Below are 21,893 nucleotides of genomic sequence, written 5' to 3' on the forward strand. Positions count from 1 at the left end.
CAGGAAGTCATATCCGAATTATACGTAAAAGCCGCGATGCGTCAAGGCCCCGGGGGAGGGGAGGAAACGGGATTTAACGCGGTTTTCCTTTGAAATCGCCTTCCCTGATCCATCGCAAGCATTCCCGCATGCTCTCCCGCATGGCCTCATGCGGCGCATGGAAACGCCGGCCATGCCCGGGCAGCACCCATTCGAAGGGGTAACCGGCGAGTTTCTCCATGGAACGCGCCAGCTCCTCCCAGGAATGCCAGCAAGCGTCGCGGAAAGCATAGAGGTGGCCGCGACGCTCGGACCAGGCGAGGTGATCCCCCGTGAACAGGAAGATATCCCGGTAAAGCAGGCAACAGCTGCCTTCGGTATGGCCCGGAACGGGAATGATGCGCAGGTCCGGGGCCAATTCCAGGTCCTGCGATCCTTCCAGCAGGCGTTCCATCCCCCGGGCGCCCCAGCCCGCGTCCGCGGCATGCATGATGCGATCGCAACCCAGGCGGTCATGCCAATAAACATGGTCGGCCACGTCGTCGCCATGGGTCAGGAACATCCAACGGGCCCCGCCCATGGCCTCGATGCGGCCCGCCAGGGTTTCGGACCGCCGCGGCGAATCCACCAGCACGTTGCCCTCCGGCCGGACGATGAGATAGGACGCGGCCCCGTAGGACTTCTCGCTATGGTAGCCGCAGTAGAAGACCTCGCCATCGATCGGCACGGGAAAGGCGGCGCGGGCGGACGGCATTTCCGGATCGGGAGCCAGGGTGCCGATGGATGCGGTCGGGCAGGCGACCGCGGCCAAACGGGCCCTATGCCGGGCTTCCGGATCGGCGGGTTGCGTCCCTACGGCGCTTTGGCCCGCCTTGCGCACGAAGGTTTCCGGGGCCAGCCATCGGCAGGTATCGCAATCGATGCAAGTCTCGTCGACGTAGAAATCGCCTTGGGCATTACCGGGGAGACGGCGTTCGGGATGGGCCATGGGAGGAAAATACATGGACGAGGGAATCTCGGGCGGGGGCGTATCCCGTTCAGCCCTTGGCGCCCAACCATCCTCCCAGGGCGGCCGAGGCCCCGGAGAGCGCGGATATGGCGAGTAGCCAGCGCGCGGAGGAAGCCGCCAGGGAACGGACGGAAGCCTCTTCGGCCTCTACGGAAAGGCGGGCTTCGTCGCGGCGCCGGGCGATTTCGGCGTGCAAACGGCCGGCGGACTCCTCGGCGGCGCGGAAGGCCGCATCGGCGGCCTCGGCCATCTTCTCGGCATCGGAACGGGATATGCCCTGCTTGGAAAAGAACAAGGATTGCAAGGCGGGTTTATCGAATTCCCGCAGCTCCTTGTCGAGGGCCGGGGCGGCGGCCAGCCGCTCTTCGAGCAGCCTTTCCAGGGCGCGGCGGAACGAGGCGTAGTCGCGTTCGGGCCGGGACAAGGCGTAGAGGCGATCGCGCAAGCGCGACAGGGCTTGATCGGTGGCCTCCTGGCGGCGATGCTCGCGGATCTCGCTGCGCGACAGCATGCGGGTGCGCGCCGAATCGATGAGATCGGCGATGGAATCGGCTTCACGCGGGGAGATGTCGCGGCGTTGCTTGAGCTCGCGGGCCACGTCCTCGCGGCGCAAGGAGCGGGCTTCCTTGTCCACGATCTCCCGGCCGTTCTCGCTTCGCAGGACCAAATGCGCCAGTTCCCGTTCCAACCGATCGGGATTCAGCGCGCTGCGATCGGATTTGCGCAGGAAATCCTTGAATCCCTGCAAGCGTTCGCGATAGCCGGCCCCCTGTGCTACCGCCGTGGCGGCTTCCAGCTTTTCCCCGCCGCCCTCGAAGGGTTTGCCCGCCGGCGCCGGCGGGGGCAGGGCGATGGGGCCGGACGGGGAAACGTCGGCGCCTCCCGGGGCGCCCTCCTTGGGTAACACATCGGTTACGGTGGATTCGGCCGGATGGGCAGGACCGGCCTCGCGCAGGGCCGTCCATCGCGCGTATAAGGCTTCCGTCCACTGGGCCACCTCTTCCGCGGTCAAATCGTTGCGGCTGGATGCCATCTCCCGGAAGCGCGCCTTATCGAGGCGCAGCAGGTCGTCCCGCCGCGCGGCCTCGCGCAGGGCCTCGTCGTCGAAGAAGGCATCCGCTTCGCGATCGATCTCGAAGCGGTCCGGGCCTTGGGATCCCAACCGCTCCAGGAATTCCTTGAGGCTTTCCCGCAGGGTTTCCCCGGTCCGGCGGGAACGGAACGATTCGCGAACTTCGGATTCCAAACGCGCCTGGGTGGACGTATCCCAGGCGGGAACGTGCAGTGGAGGGACGGAGTAATGGGCCAGGGAGCGGCGGAAGACCCTCACGACGGCCCCGAACCAGGAGGCGCGCCCGGAGGTTTCGGAGAGCGACATCACGGCGAGGAATCCGGCCCATACCACGAGGGCGATCCAGAGACCCTGCCGATGGGTAACGGATCGGTTACTGGAGGCGGCGATCCAACAGGCTACGAAGAGCGGAAGGCAGGCCCCCAAGGTCGCTCTCCAACCCAGGCGCAGGCCGATCTGGCGCGCGGTCGCCGGGGGGCGCGCATGACGAAAGGCTCCTAGGGCGATGGCGGAACCAGCTAAAATGGTTTGCAAGCCGAAGGCCAAGGCGAGACCCAACGCGATAGCGGACAGGGAACTGCCTTCCATGCTTTCCTCCTTCAGGCGGGGGCCGCGCCGCCGCGGAGGCCGAGCCTGCCTCTCACGAAAATAAATCCCTACGGGGCCACGGAAAGCGATAAGAATCCCGATTGTCGGGGGATCTAATGGAAGGGGTTGAAAAGCGGAGTTTGCCGCGAAAAGCGGCGGAATGGCGGACACATCAGGGATGTGCCCGCCCGGCTAATGCAGGATTAGCTCCCGACGAGGACCGAAATCCCGCTAAGGAACGATGAACCACCCGATAACCCCGAGGCTTTAGGAATGGTGCAGGAGACGTTTAAATAAGTGACGTTAATCGGGGGTGACCCGATAGACTGGGTGTGCGGAGGGGCATTTTGCGCGCCGGTCGGGAAGGTCGTAGTCCCGGAGTTCCACACGTTATTCCCCGATTGGTCCAATCCAGCGACCTTGCAGGTGTAAGCGCCCGGAGTGGTGCTACGATTCCAAAAGGTGGCCTGAATGACATAAAGCTGGGAGCCGCTGAGGGCGCCCTGAGGCCTGGCCCATTGGATCCCGCAATTTACGGTTGCCGAAGAACTGGTGGACTGATTGTTGGCGCCGAATGTGCTCTGTACGACGCCGCCACCGATACAGGTATTACCGTGAACCCAGATATCGTCGAAAGTTTGCGCGCTCGCCGCCCCGGCGAACGCCAGTATGGCCGCCCCGATTGCCGACATCCGAACTTGTCGCGTTAATTTCATGATTGTTCCTTGTGATCATGGTGATGCAACCGAATAAATTTCGATCGCTACCATTGAGACGAAGACTGGGCGGGGAATGTCGCACCAATTTAATTGGCACTACAGAAAAAATATTTCAGGGAGTCGGATCCGAAACTGGATCCTTATCCGCATCCTGGGGGTTCGGCAAGTCCTGCCAAGAAGCAAAGATCGCTACGGACTATCGAATCGTTATCCGGCTTCTGGTTCGCGCTCCATTCGCGTCGATAACCGCGTAAAGGAATTGCGCGGGCAGCCCGGGAAGGTCCCAGCGAATCGTTTGTGATCCTGCCGGAACGGAACGGCGCAGCATCGGCCCGGCCTTCCTGCCGCGGCCGTCGTAAAGTTGCAAGGAAATGATCTGGCCGCGTACCGCAGTAAGATGCAACGTCAGCGCAACAAAATTGCCTGCGCGGCGTTCCAGCCATAACGGCATATCGCCGCTCGGCCTTGCCATCCTCTCGCGGATCGAAGCCGGTTTCCAGGTGGAGGCCGCATTGACCCGGAGCCGGACGGCGAAGGTCGTAGCCGTGGAGGGCCGAGTCAAAGTGATTTTCCAACCGGAGGGAAATTCATCCTTCCATCCCGCGTCGCTCCGGGCCTTGCTCCATTCCACGATGCGTACTTGGGCGTCCGCGTCGAGGGGAGTTATCGCCAGGGCGCCGGCGACGATGGAATCGCCTTGAATGAGAGGTTGAACCGGCGTATTCAGTTGCCAGGCCGCGGTTACGCCCGTTTGCGCGGAGAAGGTGTCGCGCACGGTGACGAGGTTCGCCGGGCGATCGAACACTACGGAACGGCGCCAGGCTTGCACCTGCTTGGCCTTGCGGTACATATTGGAAAGATCGGCGGAGGCGGTCAGTATCGCGCCGTCGTCCCGGAAATCCAACCTCGCCGCGCTGTCGCTCTGCTCCTGCCGTACGGTATCGGCTCCGCCGTTCGCCAGGAAGAGGAGGACGTTATGGACTTCCGTGCCCTGCTCGATGCCGCTATGGGAATTCATGTTTTCGGTCACCGCCAGCCAAGTCTTGTTGTAGATCTCGACCGAACCCTGATCCTGATGGGCGTGCGACTGGTTGAAGAGGCCGGCTTTCACGTGCAGCCAGGTGGCGGCCGTATCCCACGAGGCGCGGGCGAAAAGATCCCCCACCCCCGGCGAATGGTATGCGAGCGCCGTAGGCTTTTGCGGGGCGTCCGGAAGCTTGAAGATGTTGTCGCGGAGATTGAAGGTCCCGCTCATCTGCCGGATGGAAATATTGTTCAGCCACCACATCCCGCGACCCGCCTGGGGCGTGCCCGGATTGAGAAGCACCGCGCGCTCCACCAACGCGCGCTGGTAATCGTATAACGGCGCATCGGAGACGCGCGCTTGATCGCCGATGGGGGCGAATCGCTGGAGGGTGGGAACCGTGGCGTGTATCCAATAGTCGATGGTGTTGGCGCAATGGGTGGATTGGGCGGAGAGATCGGCCCCGGTCGCGCTCTTCCAGAATCCGTAGATTTCGAACAGGCCCTTATGCGAAGTGCCGTAGCCGGTGCCTTCCAGGCTGCCTCCTCCGGGCAACTGCGCGAAGTACGCGGTGAGCGGAGGCGCCTTTTGCAGGCGCACGAAATCCAGCCATTGCTGGTTCTGGCTCGCGACGGCCCAGTACATGGTGGCCCGCAGGAAACTGTAGTGGTAGTTGTTCCCGGGATCGTTGATGCTCCAACCCGACCAAGGCAGGGAAGCGCCTCCCCAGCTGGCCAGGGTGGGATTCCAGACATTGTAAATGGTCTGATCGGCGAACGCCTTCCAGCGCGTTTTCTGGGACGCCGTAAGGCGGGCGGATGCCCAATCGTAGGCGAGCGCCAGGGAAGCGATCTGCTCGCCCACGTAGAGATACGAATCCCCGGTGACATCGGGGGCCTTCTTGGCGGCGATCAGGGCCTCCTCGGAGGCGACGGTGGAATCGATTCGGGCTATCGCGAAGTCGGCGTATTTCGCATCCCCGCCCATGCTATAGCGGATCATCGCATCGTAGGGGCTGAAGCCGTAGTCGGGGTTCCCGGCCAAGGCATGATCGATGTAGGTGACGAAACGTTTGTATTCGGAACCAGTCGTATCGATGGGGAAAAAGGGGATGTTGGCGGCGCGCGGAACCGCGGAAAAGAACAAGACGCAGGCAGCGGTGGCGAAGGGGGATTTCATCCCCCAATCATAAGACCCGATTAACCGGCGGATCGTGATTCGTTAAACCCGAATTCGGGGCTTTGGGTCGCGAAAATCCCCTAAGGTGGCGCCCGGGTTGGGACGCCATCGATGCGATTCCCTGCCCGCTTATTACAGCGGTTGTATCCCCGGATTGGGAATCCGGTACAGGGCGCTATACTGGTTGTTGGCAAAGGTTCTCCAGACGATCGGAGTGTTGCAAGTGCCGAAACCCCAATCGCCGTCCGAACCGGAACCCAGCTTGCAGGACGCGGTGCCGGGATGATCGATCCGGAATTGGGCGTCTACGAAGGCCCCGATGATGTAGGGCCTTAGATCCTTGTTGGGGTCCCCGTGGGCGGCTCGCAATTCGGTGGGAGTCCTCCCGACATTGCAGTCGATATCGCCCATGGAAATCGGGGTTCCCGCGTCGTTCGAGATGTTGTAAGAGCTGCCGCAGCGGCTTCCCGATTCCCGATCGCCCGACATAAACCCGATCACGCCCGCGCGGTCCGGAACGGTGTTCGAGGTGACCTTGCCGAGCGAGATGGCTTGCGTGAAGCGGGAGGGAGCGCTGGAGGGATCATCGTTCACGAGCTCTCCGACCACTCCCCCTACCGGTCCGTATCCCGTGACGGGCCCGGCGCAATTGATGTCCTGGATGATCGCGCCTACGGCGAATCCCACCAGGCCGCCGGCCTGGAGTTCGCTCGCGATACCAGGCTTGGTCGGAGTCACGTTGACGTTCGTGAAGATTTCCTGGATTTTCACCCGGGGATCGGTACTGCTGATCTGGCCGGCGCCGCGGATCTCGCCCACGAACCCGCCGGCGGTGTAGGCCGACCCCTTCACGGTTCCCGTGGCGTAGCACCGGTAGATCTCGGAGTAATCCGCGGCCGTGCCTACGGCGAGGCCCAAGGAGTACCCGAAGTCATTGGAATTGCTCGAGCCCGATAGCGTTCCCGTGACGTAGCTGTCGGTCAGTATGGTATTGATCATGTATCCGACGATGGCCCCGGAAATGGAGCCCGCCGTGATATTGACGTTGGCGAGCTGGACCTTGCTCAGGATGGCGCCGTTGGCCGCGGAAAAGAGGCCCTGGTAAAACGCGTTACCGCCGTTGATGCGCAAACCGGTGATGGTGAACGTGTTCCCATTGAAGGTTCCGTGGAACGGGTTGGATGAGGAACCGATGGGAATGAAAGCGGCATCCGACGAGGTCATGGTGATATTCGCCCGCAACCGATAGTTTCCCGAAACGGTCATGCGCCTCAAATCGGAGAGGTTCCAGATGTCCGAGACCTGTTGGGTCGATCCCCGGGCCGCGACGGCCAAGGTATTGGTTTCCTGCGACTCCAACGGGGCTTCCCGCAAGCAGCCCTGGAGACCGAGCCCCAGCCCTAGCCCCATGAGGGCGATAGGCGCCCATCCGCCATGAAATCCCGCGCCTTTGGAGTCGTTCCGCCTCTTCGTATCCATTATCGACACCCCTTTTTTAGCGTAAGGCTTGGTTTCGCTTACGATGCAGGTTGGATGTTGCTGGCGATTCGTTTGCTTCAACCCTTCTGGATTCAGGGAGGGTGGTAGCCGCTTCGCCGTCCTGTTCCGCAGTGGGGTGGTTGAGGGGGAGAGCCACCCTTTCGCTGCACAAATTTTCACTATCTTTCCCAAGACACCTTCGTTTGGGTTCTTATCTCTATGGCTGACAACTACATCCGCGTCCGGGGCGCCAAAGCCCATAACCTGAAGAACGTCAACGTCGACATCCCCAAGGACAAGCTGGTGGTCATCACCGGGCTCTCCGGTTCCGGGAAATCGTCGCTCGCCTTCGACACCATCTATGCCGAGGGTCAGCGCCGCTACGTCGAATCGCTTTCGGCCTACGCCCGCCAGTTCCTGGGGCTGATGGAAAAGCCGGACGTCGATTTGATCGAAGGGCTCTCGCCCGCCATCAGCATCGATCAGAAATCCTCGGGCCATAACCCCCGTTCGACGGTGGGCACCATCACCGAGGTTTACGACTACCTCCGCCTGCTCTACGCGCGCGTGGGCCATGCGCGCAGCCCGGCCTCGGGCAAGCGCCTCAAGAGCCAGACCGTGCAGGAAATCGTGGACGCCATCCTGGCGCTGCCGCATCGGAAGAGCAAGGACAAGAAGGACGCGAAGGCGGCGGAAGGAAAAACCCTCGCCGACGAAGTGAAGATCATGCTCCTGGCGCCCTTGGTGAAGGATCGCAAGGGCACCTACGAGGAATTGTTCGAGCGCTACCTGGCCCAGGGCTTCGTGCGCGCCCGCGTGGACGGGCAGGTGTACCAGCTCGAAGAGAAGATCAAGCTCGATCGCTACGTGAAGCACAACATCGAATTGGTGGTGGATCGCCTGATCATCAAGCCGGATACGCGGCAGAACGCGGAGGCGGTGAAACGCCTGACCGATTCGGTGGAGATAACGCTCAATCTGGGCGAGCGCGAGATGCTGGTGAACCTGTTGGACGAGAAGGAGGACGTGTTCTTCTCGGAACGCCTGGTCGATCCCGCCACCGGCCAATCCTTCGCCGAGATCGAGCCGCATTCCTTCTCCTTCAATTCGCCCCATGGCGCCTGCCCGGCCTGCAACGGCCTTGGCTTCATCAAGGAAGTGGACACCCGCGCGGTGTTCGATCCCGAGCTGTCCATCAACGACGGCGGCATCCTTCCCTGGGCCCGCTCCGCGGACAACGAGGCCTCCTGGCCCATGCAATTGCTCAAGCAAATCTCCAAGTCCGAGGGCTTCTCGCTGGACATGCCTATCAAGAACCTGTCGAAGAAGGCCGTTGACATCATCCTCAACGGCACCGGCGAAGCCCGCTATAAGGTGAAATGGGGCGGGGACGGATCGAATACCTGGGCCGCCCGCTTCGAAGGCGTGATCAGCAGCCTTAAGCGCCGTTACGAGCAGACCGATTCCGATTTCGTCCGCCGCGAGATCGAAGAGTACATGGACGACAAGCCTTGCGGGACCTGCAAGGGCCTGCGCCTCAAGTCGGAAGCCTATACCGTCACCATCCGCGGCCTGAACATCGCCGATCTCGGCGAGATGTCCATCCAGGACGCCTACGATTGGACCCGGGCCCTGCAAGAGGCCCGCCCTCCCGCCGAGGCCGCCGATTCCTGCCTGTACCGCTTCTTCAAGATCCCGAAAATCGATCCGACCGAAGATGATCTGGGCGAGAACGAAAGGATCATCGCCAAGCAGGTCTTCAAGGAAATCCTCGCCAGGCTGACTTTCTTGGTCAGCGTGGGCCTCAACTACCTTAGCCTCAGCCGCAGCGCCCGCACCCTGTCGGGGGGCGAATCGCAGCGCATCCGCCTGGCCTCGCAAATCGGGACCGGCCTTTCCGGCGTGCTCTACGTGCTGGACGAGCCCTCCATCGGCCTGCATCAGCGTGACAACGATCGGCTGCTGACGACGTTGAAGCGCCTTCGGGATCTGGGGAATACCGTCCTCGTGGTCGAGCATGATGCGGACACCATCCGGGACGCGGATTGGGTGATCGACATCGGGCCGGGGGCCGGCGAGCATGGAGGCCGGGTGGTCTTCAACGGGTTGCCCGCGGATCTGATCGCATCGGGCAATACCGATACGGGGGCCTTCCTTTCCGGCAAGCGACGCATCGACCGCGACGAGATCCTGGAAGAGATCCGGGGGCTGGGGATACGCTTCGCGGAAGGCCGCAGCGATAAGACCCTGAAGCTGATCGGGGCCGGGCACAACAACCTGAAGAACGTGGATCTGGAAATCCCCCTGGGCCGCTTCCTTTCGGTCACCGGCGTTTCCGGCTCGGGCAAATCCTCCCTGATCAACGACGTGCTCTCGCGAGTATTGGCCAAGGAACTGCATGGCGCCAAGGCGAGGCCGGGGGTCTTCAAGTCCATTAAGGGCCTGGAGCATATCGACAAGGCCATCGTCATCGATCAGTCGCCCATCGGGCGCACGCCCCGATCCAATCCGGCCACTTATACGGGCTTGTTCACCGAGATCCGCAATCTCTTCGCGATGACGCAGGAGTCCAAGGTGCGCGGCTACAAGCCGGGCCGCTTCAGCTTCAACGTGAAGGGCGGGCGCTGCGAGAATTGCGAAGGCGACGGGCTCATCCGCATCGAGATGCAATTCCTGCCGGACGTGTACGTGACCTGCGAAGTTTGCAAGGGGAAGCGTTACAACCGCGACACCTTGCAAATCGATTACAAGGGCAAGAACGTCGCCGACGTGCTGAACATGACGGTGGAAGAGGGCTACGAGTTCTTCAAGAACCTTCCCGCGCTTTCCAACAAGCTGAAGACCTTGCTGGACGTCGGGCTGGGTTATATCCGCCTGGGGCAATCGGCCACCACCCTTTCGGGCGGCGAATCCCAACGCCTCAAACTCTCCTCGGAACTGTCCCGCCGTTCCACCGGCCGCACCTTCTATATCCTCGACGAGCCCTCCACGGGACTTCACTTCGAGGACGTGCGTAAGCTGCTGGTGGTGTTGCATTCGCTGGTGGCCCAGGGGAATACCGTCCTCGTCATCGAGCATAACCTCGACATCATCAAGAATTCCGATTGGGTCGTGGATTTGGGCCCTGAGGGCGGCGAAGCCGGCGGACGCATCATCGCCCAGGGCACGGTGGAACAGGTAGCCGCCGTGACGGGATCGTATACCGGCGAGTGGCTGCGGAAGCTGGCGGAGATCGAAAAAGCCTTGCCGCATGCGCGGCAGCCGCGGGCTAAAACGGCCTCGCCTGCGGGGGGACCGGCCGGTTCGAAACCGGGCCAAGCGAACGGGTCCGCCAGGAACCCTTCGGCGCCGGACAATGGGAGCCAAGCGACGGGCGAACCGAAAATCCCAGAAGTATTCCGCGCCAAGCCCGGGAAAGAAGAAGAGACGCCCAAACGCCGGGGGCGTCCGCCGAAGACGGTCCGTGTCTGATGCGCGTCGTCCCGCGAATCCCTCCTGATCGCGGCGGAGTCGCGCCTATTGCTTTAGCATCGTTTTTCCTCTGGGCCGGCCTCATTGCCGGTCATGAACGGGCATGGGGCGCGTCGGCTCCTGCCGGTCCGGACCCGGTCCCACTCTCGGAAAAGGATCAGGGAGCTTGGCTCCCGCAAAGGCCCGATTTCATGGGGATCGAATGGAAAGGGGACCTGGATTTTGGCCATGCTTTCAACGAATTGCAAGGCCTTTCGGGCGCGGAACTGGGCAAACGCAAATGCACGCGCGCATGCGTTCTGGCCATCGACAGGAGTGCACCCCCGAGTCCTTTCGTGCTATGCAGCCGCGCCTGCCTGGAATCCGTCCTTCCGGAAAAATGGAAGTCCGCTTGGAAGAGCGCCCTCCCCGGCGCGTATCGGACCGATGTAAAGCCGATTTCCTACTCCTTCTCGGAATCCCTTAAGTTTTTCCCGGACTCGGTCGTTTCCACCATCGATACGACTTGGACCACGTGTTCGTCGATCGATACCGCCAAGAACCGGATCAGGGGCGCTTTCGATGCGCTCAACCAATTCGAACTTTCGAAATCGGTGCGGGACGTTTATCATGGCTGGCGGGTCGGCCGCGACACCTTATATCTGGCCGCTGGCGTAAGGAGAACGACTACCGCCTACCCGCCCACCCATCGTTTCCGTCCCCGGTACGATCGGGATACCGCTGCTTTGCCCGATGTCGGCCTACGATTCCAGATGTCGCAACGACACTTGAATGCCCAAGGCGGATTGGAATCCGGAAGAGTCCTGGTCCTTCCGGGCAAGACCTGGCGCGAGCCTGTCTATCGCGGCTTGTAAGCCTTGGAGCGGTGGTTGGGGGCCTGCTATCGGCGCCTTCCGCATAGGATTGCGAGTTTTCGGTTGGGCGGCAACCCCGTCATCCCGTTGCTCCGCCCTTAAAGCAACTTCATCTTTCCCATTTTTCCCAAGGCGGGATTGGGTTCCCGCCTCAATCATCGCCGCTTCCTCATGGCCGATGCGATTTTTCTGGAACCATCCGACCCGACCCGATACCATCTAATGCTCAACCATTGCATGGGAGGGTTCGCATGGAATTTCGAGGGAAGCCGTTACGGATAGTACATATGGCAATTTGCGGCCTTGCGTGCATGGCGGTTTTGCCGGGATGCATCGCCGGGCCGGAAGCGGTCCAATCGGGAACGGATTCCGATAACCATTTAGCCTTGAGCGCTTCGATCTCCAATCCCGGCCCGGCTTCCAAATCCTGCCCCAAGACTTCCCTGCGGCAATGCGAAGATGGCTTTCTCCCCTTGGAAGCGGACGCATGCGTGCGCCGACTGGTTTCGGAACCTTGGGATGCTTTCGATGCGGGCCTATGGCGAGGCGATGGCGATCAGAGGGTTGTGAACGGGAATTTCACCGCTGCGGAAGGGGCCGAATCGGCGACGGCGGATTGGCTGGCGGGGAAGGAAGGCGCGCTTTCTGATACCCGTACGCTCCGCTTCTCCAACCAATTGGCCATGGACGAAAGCGTGGCATTCGATTCCTCGCTTCGCGAAGGCTTGTTTTTCCTGTCGGGAGATTCGGATGCGTCGTTCTCGAATTACCTCTTCGTATCGATCCAGTATTCCCGCGCCCAGCGCAGGGTTTTGCTGGAATCGTTCGGGGCCAGCGACGGCGTCGAATTCGATAATGTCGTGGAAGCGCCCTGGAATCCCGCCCCCCGCGCGCCCCTCTCGCTGCAGACGGAAGCCGCTCCCGGATTCTACCGAGTACTATTGGACGGGATGCTGGCCGACAGCATCCCTGTATCGAAGCCATTGGCCTGCATTACCGTGGCCGAAGTCGGCGTCCAATCCGGGGAATTCGGGCGCTTCGGTTTAATCGACAACACTACCATCGAAATGGTCATGCCGCTTGCGGCGGCCGCCCCCGGACATAAAGGACGACCCGGCCTCCGGAATTGCCGTCGCCACCACGGCGACGCGATCCATCGGAAGGATTGGAGACGGAAGGCCCGGTTCTAGGCCTCCGGGGCGGGCCGCACCCGCGCTTCCGCGGTCAACTCCAATAGATCAATCTCCTCTTCCACTACGTGGAAGGCATCGTCGCCGATCACGTCGCGAGCCCGCAGGTCGCGAAGCGATTCGCGTTGGGATTGCACGGCCAGCCTTTGCAGCCCCGGCAGATCCTGGCCCGCGCCCTGGGTCGATGGTTCCGAGCCGGCGGCCTCTTCCAGCAGGCGGGCCCGGTACTCGCTTTTCAGCAAGGCGGCTTCCGGTGAATCGCCTCCGCGTTCTTGCAAAACGCGCAGCGCCGCTTGCGCGGTCTCGGCCCGCGCGACGGCGATCTCGCGATCCACGGAGCCGTCGTCGTGCAATTTCAGCAGGCGCATCAATGGCGGTAGGGTGAGGCCTTGCAGCACCAAGGTGAAGAGGACAACCGAAAAGGCCGAGAAGACGATGAGATCGCGGAAGGGAAAGCCGGTCGGGCCATCGGGAAGGGCCAGGGCGGTGGCCAAGGTAACGATACCGCGCATGCCGCACCACGAGGCCAAGGCCGCGTTCCGGAAGGTGGGCATGAGCTCCGGGTCCCTGGGGCCGAAGCGCATCCGCTTCCAGCGAACTACGCCTACGAATACCGGCGCCCAGACGAGGCGTACCAGCACCGCGGCGGCGCATACCGCGCCCGCGCACGCGGCATAGGACCCCCACTCGCGGCCATGCATGCGCGAAACGATGCCGCGCAATTGCAGGCCGATAAGCACGAAGGCCAGTACGTTGAGCACCAGCACCGCCACGTCCCACACGACATAGGACGCGATGCGATGATGCGCATCGGTCCGCCCGCCGATCTGCCGCGCCAGGGTCATGGCGAAGGCGACCATGGTGATGATGGGGGAGAGGCCCAGCCGATCGGCGATGAGCCACACCGCGAAGGTCCCGACGAATTGCAGCAGCACGCTGATGGGGATGTCGCGCACTCGCCCCGCCAGCAGGATCTGGAGGCGCGCGAGCGCCCAGCCAACTGCCAAGCCCCCGCCGCAGGACAAGAGCAAGAGAGGCGCGACCTTCCAGGCGGAGAAGCTGCCGGTAAGGGCGGCTCCCACGGATAAGCGGTAGATGAGCAGGGCGGTGGCATCGTTGAAAAGGCTCTCGCCTTCGAGGATGACCATCAGGCGATGGGGCGGGCGTAACCTGCGTAGTACGGCCGCGGCCGCCGAAGCGTCGGGCGGCGCGACGATGGCCCCCAGGGCGATGGCCGGGGCCCAGCCCATGCCGGGAACCGCCAGGCGCGCGGCCCAGGCCACCGCGGCGACGGTCACGATCACCAGCACGATAGCCAGGCCGACGACGGAAACCAGGTTGCGCTTGAGGTCGCGGGGGGAGGCATCGTAGGCCGCATCCAGCAAGGTCGGCGCGACGAAGAGGGCCAAGGCCAGATCGGGCTGCAGGATAATGCCCGGACCGCCGGGGATGAGGGCGATGAGGGCGCCGGCCAAGGCCAAGAGGGCGGGATATGGCACGCCGAGGCGATCGGACCAGATCGCGAACAGGGCGCCGGCGAAGAGAAGGACGAGGACGATTTCGAATAGGGCCATGGACGTTTCCCGACCGTGGGGAAAATAGGTTTTGCGGATTCGATTTTGGGTTCTACCTTGCACGAAGGCGGTGGATATCCGTTCCCCGTAGCCCTAAAGAACGGTAACCCCAGGTGAAGGAGAGTTTATGCGTGGAAGCTTGAAGATAGGTTCCTGTCTCATCGCCATCCTGTCCCTCCCGGCGCTCGCCCGGGCCTTTTCCTCCGATTCCCTGCTGCTGGTCCGCATCGACCATTTGGGATCCGGCGGGGACACCCTGAATCATCAAGAATTTTCCTATTCCCTGGATAACCAGGGATTGTGGTATGAAACCGATGCCACCCGCAGGCATGATTCCGTGGTGACGACGGAGAAGAAGACTTACGACGCCACGGGGAGGGATATATTCGACACCCTCTTCGCCCTTCTCCCCGGCGGGACCGCCTATCGCCTTTCGACGCGATCGGAGTACGACGGGACGGGCCGCCCGGTCCATGCCGTCCTCAAGTACAATGATTCGCTTCTGTACGATTACGGATACCAATACGACGCCTCGGGGAGGCTCTTGAAATGGACGATTGGCTTGTGGCCCCTCGATTCGGCCGGCTCGTCCCTGATATCCGAATACGATTACGTCTACGATGCGCAGGGACGCTTGCAAACCCGGACCCTTACATCCAACGGCGCCTTGAAGGAAAACGTCAGCTATGTCTACGGCTCCGACGCCCGTCCCGCCTCCCGCCTGTCCTTGAAGGCCAATGGCGATACCATATACGCCAAGACATTCGCCTATGACGGCGAGGGGAGATTGATCCGGGAAATCAGCGCATACGGAAACGATACCCTTGCGTTGCTCTACTCGGACGAACGAACCGAGTACGATGCCGACGGGAATGTGAAGACCAAGAAGCAGTACGATAAGAACGGGTACCTCATGTCCGCCGATGCGTATTCCTATGGGACGGTGCATGTCCCGGTCTCCCTGGCGCCCTTCCGATCCAGGCGGCGTACCATCTTCCCGTCTCCTCTCGCGGATGGCCCCGTCCGCGATGCGCTGGGACGGCAGCTTCGGTCGCGTGGCGCCGGGGGAGCCTTCGCGTTCCGGCAATCCCCGGCCGGCCCCAGGATTCCGTAGGCCGCGGGAATCCGGGCATGCCCGAGCTCCCCGACATCACCGTCTACGTGGAACGCCTCGAAGCGCTCGTTGCGGGCCGCACCTTGCAAGGCATGCGTCTGTCCAGCCCCTTCCTGCTGCGCACGGTCGATCCGCCCTTGGATTCCTTCTCCGGGAGGGAGGTAACGGGCGTGTTACGAAGGGGAAAGCGCATCGTTTTCGCCTTCGCGGGCGGGTCCCGCCTGGCCCTGCACCTCATGATCGCTGGGAGATTGCATTGGAAGGCGGCCGGGGCGCCTGTTCCCAAGGGGAATGGGCTTATGGCCATGGATTTCGCCGAGGGGAGCCTCATCCTCACCGAAAGCGGCATCAAGAAGCGCGCGGCGCTATTCGCTTTTCCCGATCAGGCCGCTTTGGAGGCGAAGTTCCCGGTGGGACTGGAGCCGCTGGATGCGGGCCTCCGGGAGTTCGCGGCCAGGTTGCGCCTGGAGAACCACACCTTGAAGCGCGCGCTTACCGATCCGCGGCTTTTCAGCGGCATCGGCAACTCCTATTCCGATGAGATCCTCCATCAGGCGAAGCTTTCCCCGGTGATGCTGACGGGGAGGATGGGCGACGCGGAGATCGCGGCCCTGTACGCCGCCACCCGGGATGTGCTGTCGCGCTGGACCGAAGCATTGAGGGAGGAGACGGGCGAGGGCTTTCCGGAAAAGGTCACGGCTTTCAGGAAGGGGATGGCGGTGCATGGACGGTACGGCCAGCCCTGCCCGGTTTGCGGCAGCCCGGTGCAGCGCATCCGCTACGCCGAAAACGAAACCAACTATTGCCCGACTTGCCAGACGGGCGGCAAGCTCTTGGCCGACCGCGCATTGTCCTCGTTGCTCAAGAAGGATTGGCCTCGCAGCCTGGAAGACATGGAAAAGATGCTGGCGCGCCATAAGGAAACCATCGCCGGCGGCGAGGCCGGAATGGGGGCCGGAACGGCCTGAACCGGGCCCCTTCGGAACGGGTGGCGCCGAAGGGAGTCGCCTTAAGACCGGACGACCTGTTGCCGTACGGGCCGCAAAAACCTATCTCCCGGACATGGGATTCCTCGTTCGCCTAATCGTCAGCATGGTCAGCTTAGGCTTGGCCGCCCGCATCATCCCGGGCATTTACGTGAGCGACTGGGTGACCCTGCTACTGGCCGCCTTGCTCTTATCCGTGGTCAACGCGATCATCAAACCCATCTTCGTCCTCCTCACCCTGCCATTCACCATCCTCACCTTGGGGCTTTTCCTGCTGGTGGTGAACGCGGCCATGCTCGGCCTGGTAGCGTGGCTGTTACCCGGATTCTCCATCGCCGGGCTGGTGCCCGCCGTGTTGGGGTGGCTGGTCATGGCGGTGGTGGGCGGGATCCTCAATACCCTTATCTGAGATTTAGGCATCCGGGGCGGCCCAAAGCCGGCCCCGGTGACGGTCGTTCATTCCGCGACCGGGGCAGCCTGTAACGTACAGGGTACGGTCGAGCGGTTTATCTAGACTGCGCTCACTTCTCCAGGAAGATGTTGCCGGTCCAAGCGGTATTCCCATCCAGGGCCAGGGAGGCGATGTACCGCCCGGCCTGCGCCCCTTTGGCGTTCCAGAACGCTTCGTGGCTACCGCTGGATACTACGCCTTTCACGAGGGTGGCGACCCGCTTGCCCTGGGTATCGAATACGGCCAGGGTCAGGCGCCGGGATTCGCTTAGGCGGTATTGGATGGACACCTGGGCCAAGGCCGGATTGTAGCGGACCTTGAAGGCGGTCGCGCCTGGGACCTTGGTTTGAGGACCTTCGCCGATCGAGATCACGCTGCTCCCGAAACCCGCGGACTGTACGTTCTTGAAAATCGCGGCGTCGGTGGTATCCGAAGGCCTGCCGGCGGTAATGACGCCTTCATAGAAGGTGCCCCCGCTCGAGTTGCTATTGTCGCCGCCGATGCCGAGGACGATGGCGCCTTTCAGGGTCCAATGCAGGACTGACGGAAGGGCGCCGTCGTAGGCGGTGTTCAGAACTCCGGATTGCGCGTTCCCGGATTTGATCGCGTAGTTGGTCGAACTCGTCTTGAGGATGCCGAAGGCGAAATCGACGGGCAAGGAGATGTTTTTAGTATTCGCCGGATGCGCGCCATTGAGCTCACCCCAACCCGGATCTCCCGACTTGGCGCCTCCCGCCCAGACGCCGGCCTCTAAATCGGCAGCGAACCAGGGGCCTTTTCCATCGCCCTGTCCCCAAAACGATTCCCCGAAAAGCAAGGTGGCCATGTTCCCGGTCCCCCCGCTGCAATTGTCCGTCGATGCGTTTCCGAAGTCCCAGCAGCATGAGGCGCCCGGGTTATGCTTCCCGTCCGCGATCTCGTAAATGCCCTGGGGCTGGCTGCCAGTCGGCATCCCTTTGGTAGCGTCGTTCCGGTAGCCGTCTTGCACGATCATGTAAAGCCCGTAAATCTTATGCCCCGCGATCATCTGGGTGTGGCCTTTGATATTGGCCTCGTTATCCGGCAGGGCGGCGGTTCCCGTGTAGCATCCCTTCGGGCCTTTGATGAGATCGTTGCCCTTCCCGGACTGATCATACATGATGGAAACCGTGCAGTTGCCGGAGCCGCAGAACGTCTCTTGAGCCGTCGTGTTCGCGTATCCGTCCTTTACGGTGACGTCCTGGGTGGCGCCAGCCGCGTTACGGACCTGATAGAGGGGCCCGGTGTAAGAATTGAGAAGGGGACGCGCCATGCTATATGCGGCGACGCACGGCGTGGCTCCGGTGGCGTAGATATCGCAAGGTCCGGCGGACGGGGAGGATTGCGATATCAAAAGACCGATTCCGACAGACAGGCCCGCATGGAGGGGGTTAAACCGGAAAAATCTTGCCATGCAATGCTCCTCTGAAGTTTTAGAAGTAAGACCCGAATGGAGGCCGAGAAGGAATCGCTCTTAAAGTAACGGGAATGGCCCGTTTACGCCGAAAGAAAGTGGCTTCGGTGGATGGCATGTTTCCATGATTTCCGGCTAATACTTCCCTAATTAGGGAGCTTCCGTAACGTAAGGGCGGGCGTACGCGAAGTCGCGGCGAGGAAATACCCGGCCTTGTCGAGGGAATACTCCGCCTTTACCAGGCGCGTTCCACGGACAAACCGAGGCTGAATTCCAGCCGCCGGTCCGCAGTTCCGTCCAGATATCGTCAAACGGTTTTGGCGGTCACTTGCCGCCAGGTGCGCCCGACGGCCAAGAGCTTTTTGACCCGATCGGTAAGCTCGCCGGTCTTGAAAGGCTTCCGCAGGAAATCGGCTCCCGTGGGCGCTACGCCCAGGTCGATAAGCAGATTCGCCGAATAGGCGGAGATGAAGAGAACCCGGATGTCGGGACGGATGATGCTGGCCCGGGTCGCCAATTCGCGGCCGTTCATGAACGGCATCAAGACGTCCGTAACCAGCAGTTCGATCGGCGTGTTCCGATCCAGGATGAGCTGGATGGCCTCGCGACCGCCAGGGGCTTCCAGGACGGGATACCCCGCTTCCTCCAATTGGAGGCGGATCAGGGTCCGCACCACTTTCTCATCGTCGACTACGAGGATTGGGGGGAGGCTTTGCAGGTAATTTGGCATTGGCGCACCGAAGACTCTAATCCGAATATAATCGGTACTTCGGCTCCCGGCTTGAAAAGATTGCTAGGACGTTGGGTTTATCGGGTGATGAGGCAGTTGAATCCGGTTTCCTTTTATTTTCCTTGCGGAACGAAACCGGGGAAACCTTATTAGAAGGTTGCTCCGAGTCCAAGTAGATCGCTTCGGGCCCGAAGCCAGGCGCGTTTCCGGTAACGCCGGCGCCCCTTTCCCCGACCCATGCTATGACCTTCCCCGGGCTGGCGGGCTTAATGCGAAGCAATAAAGTAAATTCGGACGAAATCCCCTGGACCGGAGGAGGACTCAATCGCGAGGAGAAGCATGCGGAATATCGAACGGGCCCGTAAAGTTTTCTTGGTTTCTGCAATTCTGTTACTGGCTTTGGGATGCTTGCTTTCGGGCTGCGCCACCAATTCCGAGCCGGACCCCACGGTTCATTTCGATTCACCCAAGATGAACGATAGCGTTGTCGGCCCGAACGTCTTCGTGAAATTGGCGACGACCCATTTCCAGTTTGCCGGCGCGGCGGCGGCCAAGCGGGCCGCGACCTCCGAAGCGGCAGCGGCCGCTGGGACAGCGGCGTACGGATCTTCCTCATCGAGCGATGTGGTTGGCCACATCCATCTGTTCCTGGATAAACCGGTGGGCCTGGATGTCGATGCGGTGGAACAATTGTCCAAGTCCGATACGGTGACCCTGACGGGCTTAACCGCCGGCAAGCATTACCTGATCGCCGAAGGGGCGAATGCCAATCACGATGATATCGAGAGCATGGAAGATTCGGTGGCCTTCACCGTCGTTATCCACTAAGCAGAGACTTCCGGGGCGCCGCCGCCCCGGGCCTTTCGACCCCATGTCCTTCCGCCGCGCGCGCCTGGCCCGCCTTCCGATGGTCCTTCTGTCGTTGGCCCTTCTCCCGTCGGCACTGGCGGGATGCCAGTTCGGTACCACCCATTCCCCCCCGAAGCCGATCGTGACCGAGGGTTGCCTGGTGGATTGCGCCTATGAACCGGCCCGCCGCCTGGTGAGCCTTTACTGCGCCGATTGCCATGCCCAAGCCGGGAACAACGAGTCCCATGACGATGCCTGGGGGCATGCCATCCGCCTGGACACCTATGAGGAATGGGCGAAAGGCAGCGGGAAATTGCTGGAGCGACTGGATTCCAATGTCGCCGCGGCCCAGGATCCCCCGGTCGATCCCATGCCCTCGACGGGGTTTCCCTATCAGCCCTCCCAGGCCGAACGCGATACCCTGCTGGCGTGGCTAAAGCGCGGCTCGCCCAATACCCCGGACGGTCTGCCCGATTCCGCCGCGACGGGACCCTAACTACTGGGGCCGTCCCTGGACTTAAACCCCTGAAGCCAGGGCCCTCCTCAACCCGGCCCTGAACCCGCGGCGGCCTTACGCAAGCGATCCATGATGGCCGCCCCGAGACCCCGTTCCGGCACGGCTTCGGCCAGGATCAGATCCAAGCCTGCGGCATCCAGACGGTGCAGGCATGCGAACAGGCGGGCGGCGGCTTCGCGCAGATCGCCGTCAGGGGAAAGCGTTTCCGTCGCCGCATAGGGCCCATCCGGGGCGCGACGGAAGGCCAGGTAACCCAGGCGTAACGTGGCATCGGAGGGAATCTCTTCGCCCGCATGGATCCGCAAGGGGGTGCGCGGGGCATAATGGCCGGGGAGTTGGCCCGGGGCCTGCGGCCGGGCCGCCGCCGCGGGAGCCATGGCGATGGCGCCGATGGCCGCTTCGATGGCTTCGCGCGGCACGCCTCCCGCCCGCAGTAACACGGGAGTTTCCCCCGCCAGGGATACTATGGTCGACTCCACCCCCACCGTGCAAGGTCCGCCGTCGAGGATGAGATCGATGCCCGCCTCGCCGGCTTGGAAAGGGGCTTGAAAATGGGCCTGCACGTGGGCGGCCGTGGTGGGGCTCAGGCGTCCGAAGGGATTGGCGCTGGGGGCCGCCAGGGGGAAGCCCGCGGCGCGGATGAGCGCGAGCGCCACCGGATGGGCGGGCATACGCACCGCCACGGTGGGCAGGCCCGAGGTGGCCAGGTCCGGCACGTCGGAAGCCTTGGGCAGGACCAAGGTGAGAGGACCCGGCCAAAAGCGATCCATCAGGTCCGTGGCGCGCGGGTCGCGCCGCGCCTCCGGGGCGATCAGGGCTTCGAATTGGGACCTTTCCGCCACGTGGAGGATGAGGGGATCGAAGAATGGGCGGCGCTTGGCCTCGAAGATCTTGGCCAGCGCCAGGGGGTCATGCGCCTTGGCGCCCAGGCCGTAGACGGTTTCCGTGGGGAAGGCGACGAGCCCGCCCGCGCGCAGCGCATCGGCGGCGCGGCGTAGCGCATCGGGCGTCGCGGGGGAGAGGGGGATCATCGCGGGAAAGATAGGAACCGCTTTTTCCGGGAAGGAGGCCGGCTGGGAAGCGGAGACGGAAACGCAAACGCCTCCGGGGAGGAGGCGTTCGGTCTGAAAGTGCGGGTCCGTTACGCGGGTATGCCCAGATTATAGGACCCGGCCGCGCCGCAATGCAAGCGGGACCCTACACGAGCATGTTGGCGATGCGCTCCGCGATGGTTTCCACCATCTTCGGGTCCATGTGGTAATTACCGGAGTTGACCAGCGATTTCAGCCTGCCAACCTTAAGGTATTGCTCGTTTTCGTAGTCCGATCCGGATTCATGTCCGGCGAGCGCCTTGGCCGAATCCGAAAGATCGACCTCGTCGTGGGCTTCGGGCGCGGCCTTTTTGGCCTTGACCGCTTTGCCATCCTTGGGATCCTTGAGGCCGAGATCCCGTTGCGCCACCAGTCGGGCGACTTCGTTTACGATATCCGTGCTGTTCATACTATACCTGCTTTTGCCTGTTTGGCTTCTAGATTAAGTCTAAGAAGTCATATTCCCCCATGGTGTTCCTACCCCTAATATCGACAAAGTTATGAACGCACTTTAACTCTGATTTAATCGCCATCCCGCGCCATTTCGTCATTGACGCAAACTTCGCAAACGGGAATGAGTCTAAA

Annotated in this window: 17 protein-coding genes; 8 read left to right on the top strand and 9 right to left on the bottom strand. The window is 62.2% G+C overall.

From position 1 onward, the window contains the following. Nucleotides 1-73 precede the first annotated feature (73 nt). The 4 genes from JF616_01675 to JF616_01690 form a co-directional block, all read right to left on the bottom strand. Nucleotides 74-967, bottom strand: coding sequence for an MBL fold metallo-hydrolase (locus JF616_01675; protein MBW8886439.1), 894 nt, complete (start codon nt 965-967; stop codon nt 74-76). 49 nt (nt 968-1,016) lie between these two features. Further along, the gene (locus JF616_01680; protein MBW8886440.1) at nt 1,017-2,648 is read right to left on the bottom strand and encodes a hypothetical protein; all 1,632 of its coding nucleotides are present in this window, start codon (nt 2,646-2,648) and stop codon (nt 1,017-1,019) included. Between the two features lie 915 nt (nt 2,649-3,563). Beyond that, nucleotides 3,564-5,570 (bottom strand): heparinase II/III family protein, encoded by a 2,007-nt coding sequence (locus JF616_01685; GenBank protein ID MBW8886441.1) that lies wholly within the window; start codon nt 5,568-5,570, stop codon nt 3,564-3,566. Between the two features lie 132 nt (nt 5,571-5,702). Beyond that, nucleotides 5,703-7,049 carry a hypothetical protein gene (locus tag JF616_01690; protein MBW8886442.1) on the bottom strand — a complete coding sequence of 449 codons (1,347 nt, stop codon included), beginning with the start codon at nt 7,047-7,049 and terminating at the stop codon, nt 5,703-5,705. 219 nt (nt 7,050-7,268) lie between these two features. Here JF616_01690 and uvrA point away from each other — a divergent pair, with 219 nt between their 5' ends. The 3 genes from uvrA (at nt 7,269) to JF616_01705 (ending at nt 12,564) form a co-directional block, all read left to right on the top strand. Next, entirely contained in the window at nt 7,269-10,520 is a 3,252-nt protein-coding gene (uvrA, locus tag JF616_01695) for an excinuclease ABC subunit UvrA (GenBank protein MBW8886443.1), read from the top strand. A gap of 191 nt (nt 10,521-10,711) precedes the next feature. Beyond that, a complete protein-coding gene (locus JF616_01700) occupies nt 10,712-11,374 on the top strand; it encodes a hypothetical protein (GenBank protein ID MBW8886444.1) in 663 nt (220 codons plus the stop codon). 287 nt (nt 11,375-11,661) lie between these two features. Beyond that, nucleotides 11,662-12,564, top strand: a complete 903-nt coding sequence (locus JF616_01705) for a hypothetical protein (GenBank protein ID MBW8886445.1) — start codon at nt 11,662-11,664, stop codon at nt 12,562-12,564. Here JF616_01705 and JF616_01710 read toward each other — a convergent pair. Continuing rightward, nucleotides 12,561-14,138, bottom strand: coding sequence for a Na+/H+ antiporter (locus tag JF616_01710; protein ID MBW8886446.1), 1,578 nt, complete (start codon nt 14,136-14,138; stop codon nt 12,561-12,563). The two genes, JF616_01705 and JF616_01710, sit on opposite strands and share 4 nt — an antisense overlap. Before the next feature lie 127 nt (nt 14,139-14,265). Here JF616_01710 and JF616_01715 point away from each other — a divergent pair, with 127 nt between their 5' ends. The 3 genes from JF616_01715 (at nt 14,266) to JF616_01725 (ending at nt 16,647) form a co-directional block, all read left to right on the top strand. Further along, the gene (locus JF616_01715; GenBank protein MBW8886447.1) at nt 14,266-15,252 is read left to right on the top strand and encodes a hypothetical protein; all 987 of its coding nucleotides are present in this window, start codon (nt 14,266-14,268) and stop codon (nt 15,250-15,252) included. A gap of 17 nt (nt 15,253-15,269) precedes the next feature. Then, nucleotides 15,270-16,220 carry a formamidopyrimidine-DNA glycosylase gene (locus tag JF616_01720; GenBank protein MBW8886448.1) on the top strand — a complete coding sequence of 317 codons (951 nt, stop codon included), beginning with the start codon at nt 15,270-15,272 and terminating at the stop codon, nt 16,218-16,220. 94 nt (nt 16,221-16,314) lie between these two features. Further along, entirely contained in the window at nt 16,315-16,647 is a 333-nt protein-coding gene (locus JF616_01725; GenBank protein ID MBW8886449.1) for a phage holin family protein, read from the top strand. A 112-nt stretch (nt 16,648-16,759) separates the two neighbouring features. On the opposite strand, the gene JF616_01730 is transcribed toward JF616_01725, so the two are convergent. Together JF616_01730 and JF616_01735 are read right to left on the bottom strand one after the other, a co-directional pair. Beyond that, nucleotides 16,760-18,061 (bottom strand): alpha-L-arabinofuranosidase, encoded by a 1,302-nt coding sequence (locus JF616_01730; GenBank protein ID MBW8886450.1) that lies wholly within the window; start codon nt 18,059-18,061, stop codon nt 16,760-16,762. Nucleotides 18,062-18,428: 367 nt separating this feature from the next. Continuing rightward, nucleotides 18,429-18,851: a response regulator gene (locus JF616_01735; GenBank protein ID MBW8886451.1), complete on the bottom strand. Its 423-nt coding sequence runs from the start codon at nt 18,849-18,851 to the stop codon at nt 18,429-18,431. A 339-nt stretch (nt 18,852-19,190) separates the two neighbouring features. On the opposite strand from JF616_01735, the gene JF616_01740 reads away from it, so the two are divergent. Both JF616_01740 and JF616_01745 read left to right on the top strand, forming a co-directional pair. After that, nucleotides 19,191-19,679 (top strand): hypothetical protein, encoded by a 489-nt coding sequence (locus JF616_01740; GenBank protein MBW8886452.1) that lies wholly within the window; start codon nt 19,191-19,193, stop codon nt 19,677-19,679. A gap of 43 nt (nt 19,680-19,722) precedes the next feature. After that, entirely contained in the window at nt 19,723-20,196 is a 474-nt protein-coding gene (locus tag JF616_01745) for a hypothetical protein (GenBank protein MBW8886453.1), read from the top strand. Between the two features lie 47 nt (nt 20,197-20,243). Here JF616_01745 and JF616_01750 read toward each other — a convergent pair whose 3' ends face one another. Both JF616_01750 and JF616_01755 read right to left on the bottom strand, forming a co-directional pair. Further along, entirely contained in the window at nt 20,244-21,248 is a 1,005-nt protein-coding gene (locus JF616_01750; GenBank protein MBW8886454.1) for a threonylcarbamoyl-AMP synthase, read from the bottom strand. A gap of 166 nt (nt 21,249-21,414) precedes the next feature. Continuing rightward, complete coding sequence (locus tag JF616_01755; protein ID MBW8886455.1) at nt 21,415-21,717, bottom strand: flagellar biosynthesis anti-sigma factor FlgM; 303 nt, start codon at nt 21,715-21,717, stop codon at nt 21,415-21,417. Between the last annotated feature and the right edge of the window lie 176 nt (nt 21,718-21,893).

Source organism: Fibrobacterota bacterium, assembly GCA_019509785.1.
Taxonomy (GTDB): Bacteria; Fibrobacterota; Fibrobacteria; order UBA11236; family UBA11236; genus Chersky-265.

Coding starts and splice junctions, on each gene's coding strand:
- JF616_01735 (MBW8886451.1), bottom strand. CDS start 18,851: ATGCCAAATTACCTGCAAAGCCTCCCCCCAATCCTCGTAGTCGACGAT.
- JF616_01745 (MBW8886453.1), top strand. CDS start 19,723: ATGTCCTTCCGCCGCGCGCGCCTGGCCCGCCTTCCGATGGTCCTTCTG.
- JF616_01715 (MBW8886447.1), top strand. CDS start 14,266: ATGCGTGGAAGCTTGAAGATAGGTTCCTGTCTCATCGCCATCCTGTCC.
- uvrA (MBW8886443.1), top strand. CDS start 7,269: ATGGCTGACAACTACATCCGCGTCCGGGGCGCCAAAGCCCATAACCTG.
- JF616_01675 (MBW8886439.1), bottom strand. CDS start 967: ATGGCCCATCCCGAACGCCGTCTCCCCGGTAATGCCCAAGGCGATTTC.
- JF616_01700 (MBW8886444.1), top strand. CDS start 10,712: ATGGGGATCGAATGGAAAGGGGACCTGGATTTTGGCCATGCTTTCAAC.
- JF616_01705 (MBW8886445.1), top strand. CDS start 11,662: ATGGCAATTTGCGGCCTTGCGTGCATGGCGGTTTTGCCGGGATGCATC.
- JF616_01710 (MBW8886446.1), bottom strand. CDS start 14,138: ATGGCCCTATTCGAAATCGTCCTCGTCCTTCTCTTCGCCGGCGCCCTG.
- JF616_01755 (MBW8886455.1), bottom strand. CDS start 21,717: ATGAACAGCACGGATATCGTAAACGAAGTCGCCCGACTGGTGGCGCAA.
- JF616_01725 (MBW8886449.1), top strand. CDS start 16,315: ATGGGATTCCTCGTTCGCCTAATCGTCAGCATGGTCAGCTTAGGCTTG.
- JF616_01720 (MBW8886448.1), top strand. CDS start 15,270: ATGCCCGAGCTCCCCGACATCACCGTCTACGTGGAACGCCTCGAAGCG.
- JF616_01680 (MBW8886440.1), bottom strand. CDS start 2,648: ATGGAAGGCAGTTCCCTGTCCGCTATCGCGTTGGGTCTCGCCTTGGCC.
- JF616_01685 (MBW8886441.1), bottom strand. CDS start 5,570: ATGAAATCCCCCTTCGCCACCGCTGCCTGCGTCTTGTTCTTTTCCGCG.
- JF616_01750 (MBW8886454.1), bottom strand. CDS start 21,248: ATGATCCCCCTCTCCCCCGCGACGCCCGATGCGCTACGCCGCGCCGCC.
- JF616_01740 (MBW8886452.1), top strand. CDS start 19,191: ATGCGGAATATCGAACGGGCCCGTAAAGTTTTCTTGGTTTCTGCAATT.
- JF616_01690 (MBW8886442.1), bottom strand. CDS start 7,049: ATGGATACGAAGAGGCGGAACGACTCCAAAGGCGCGGGATTTCATGGC.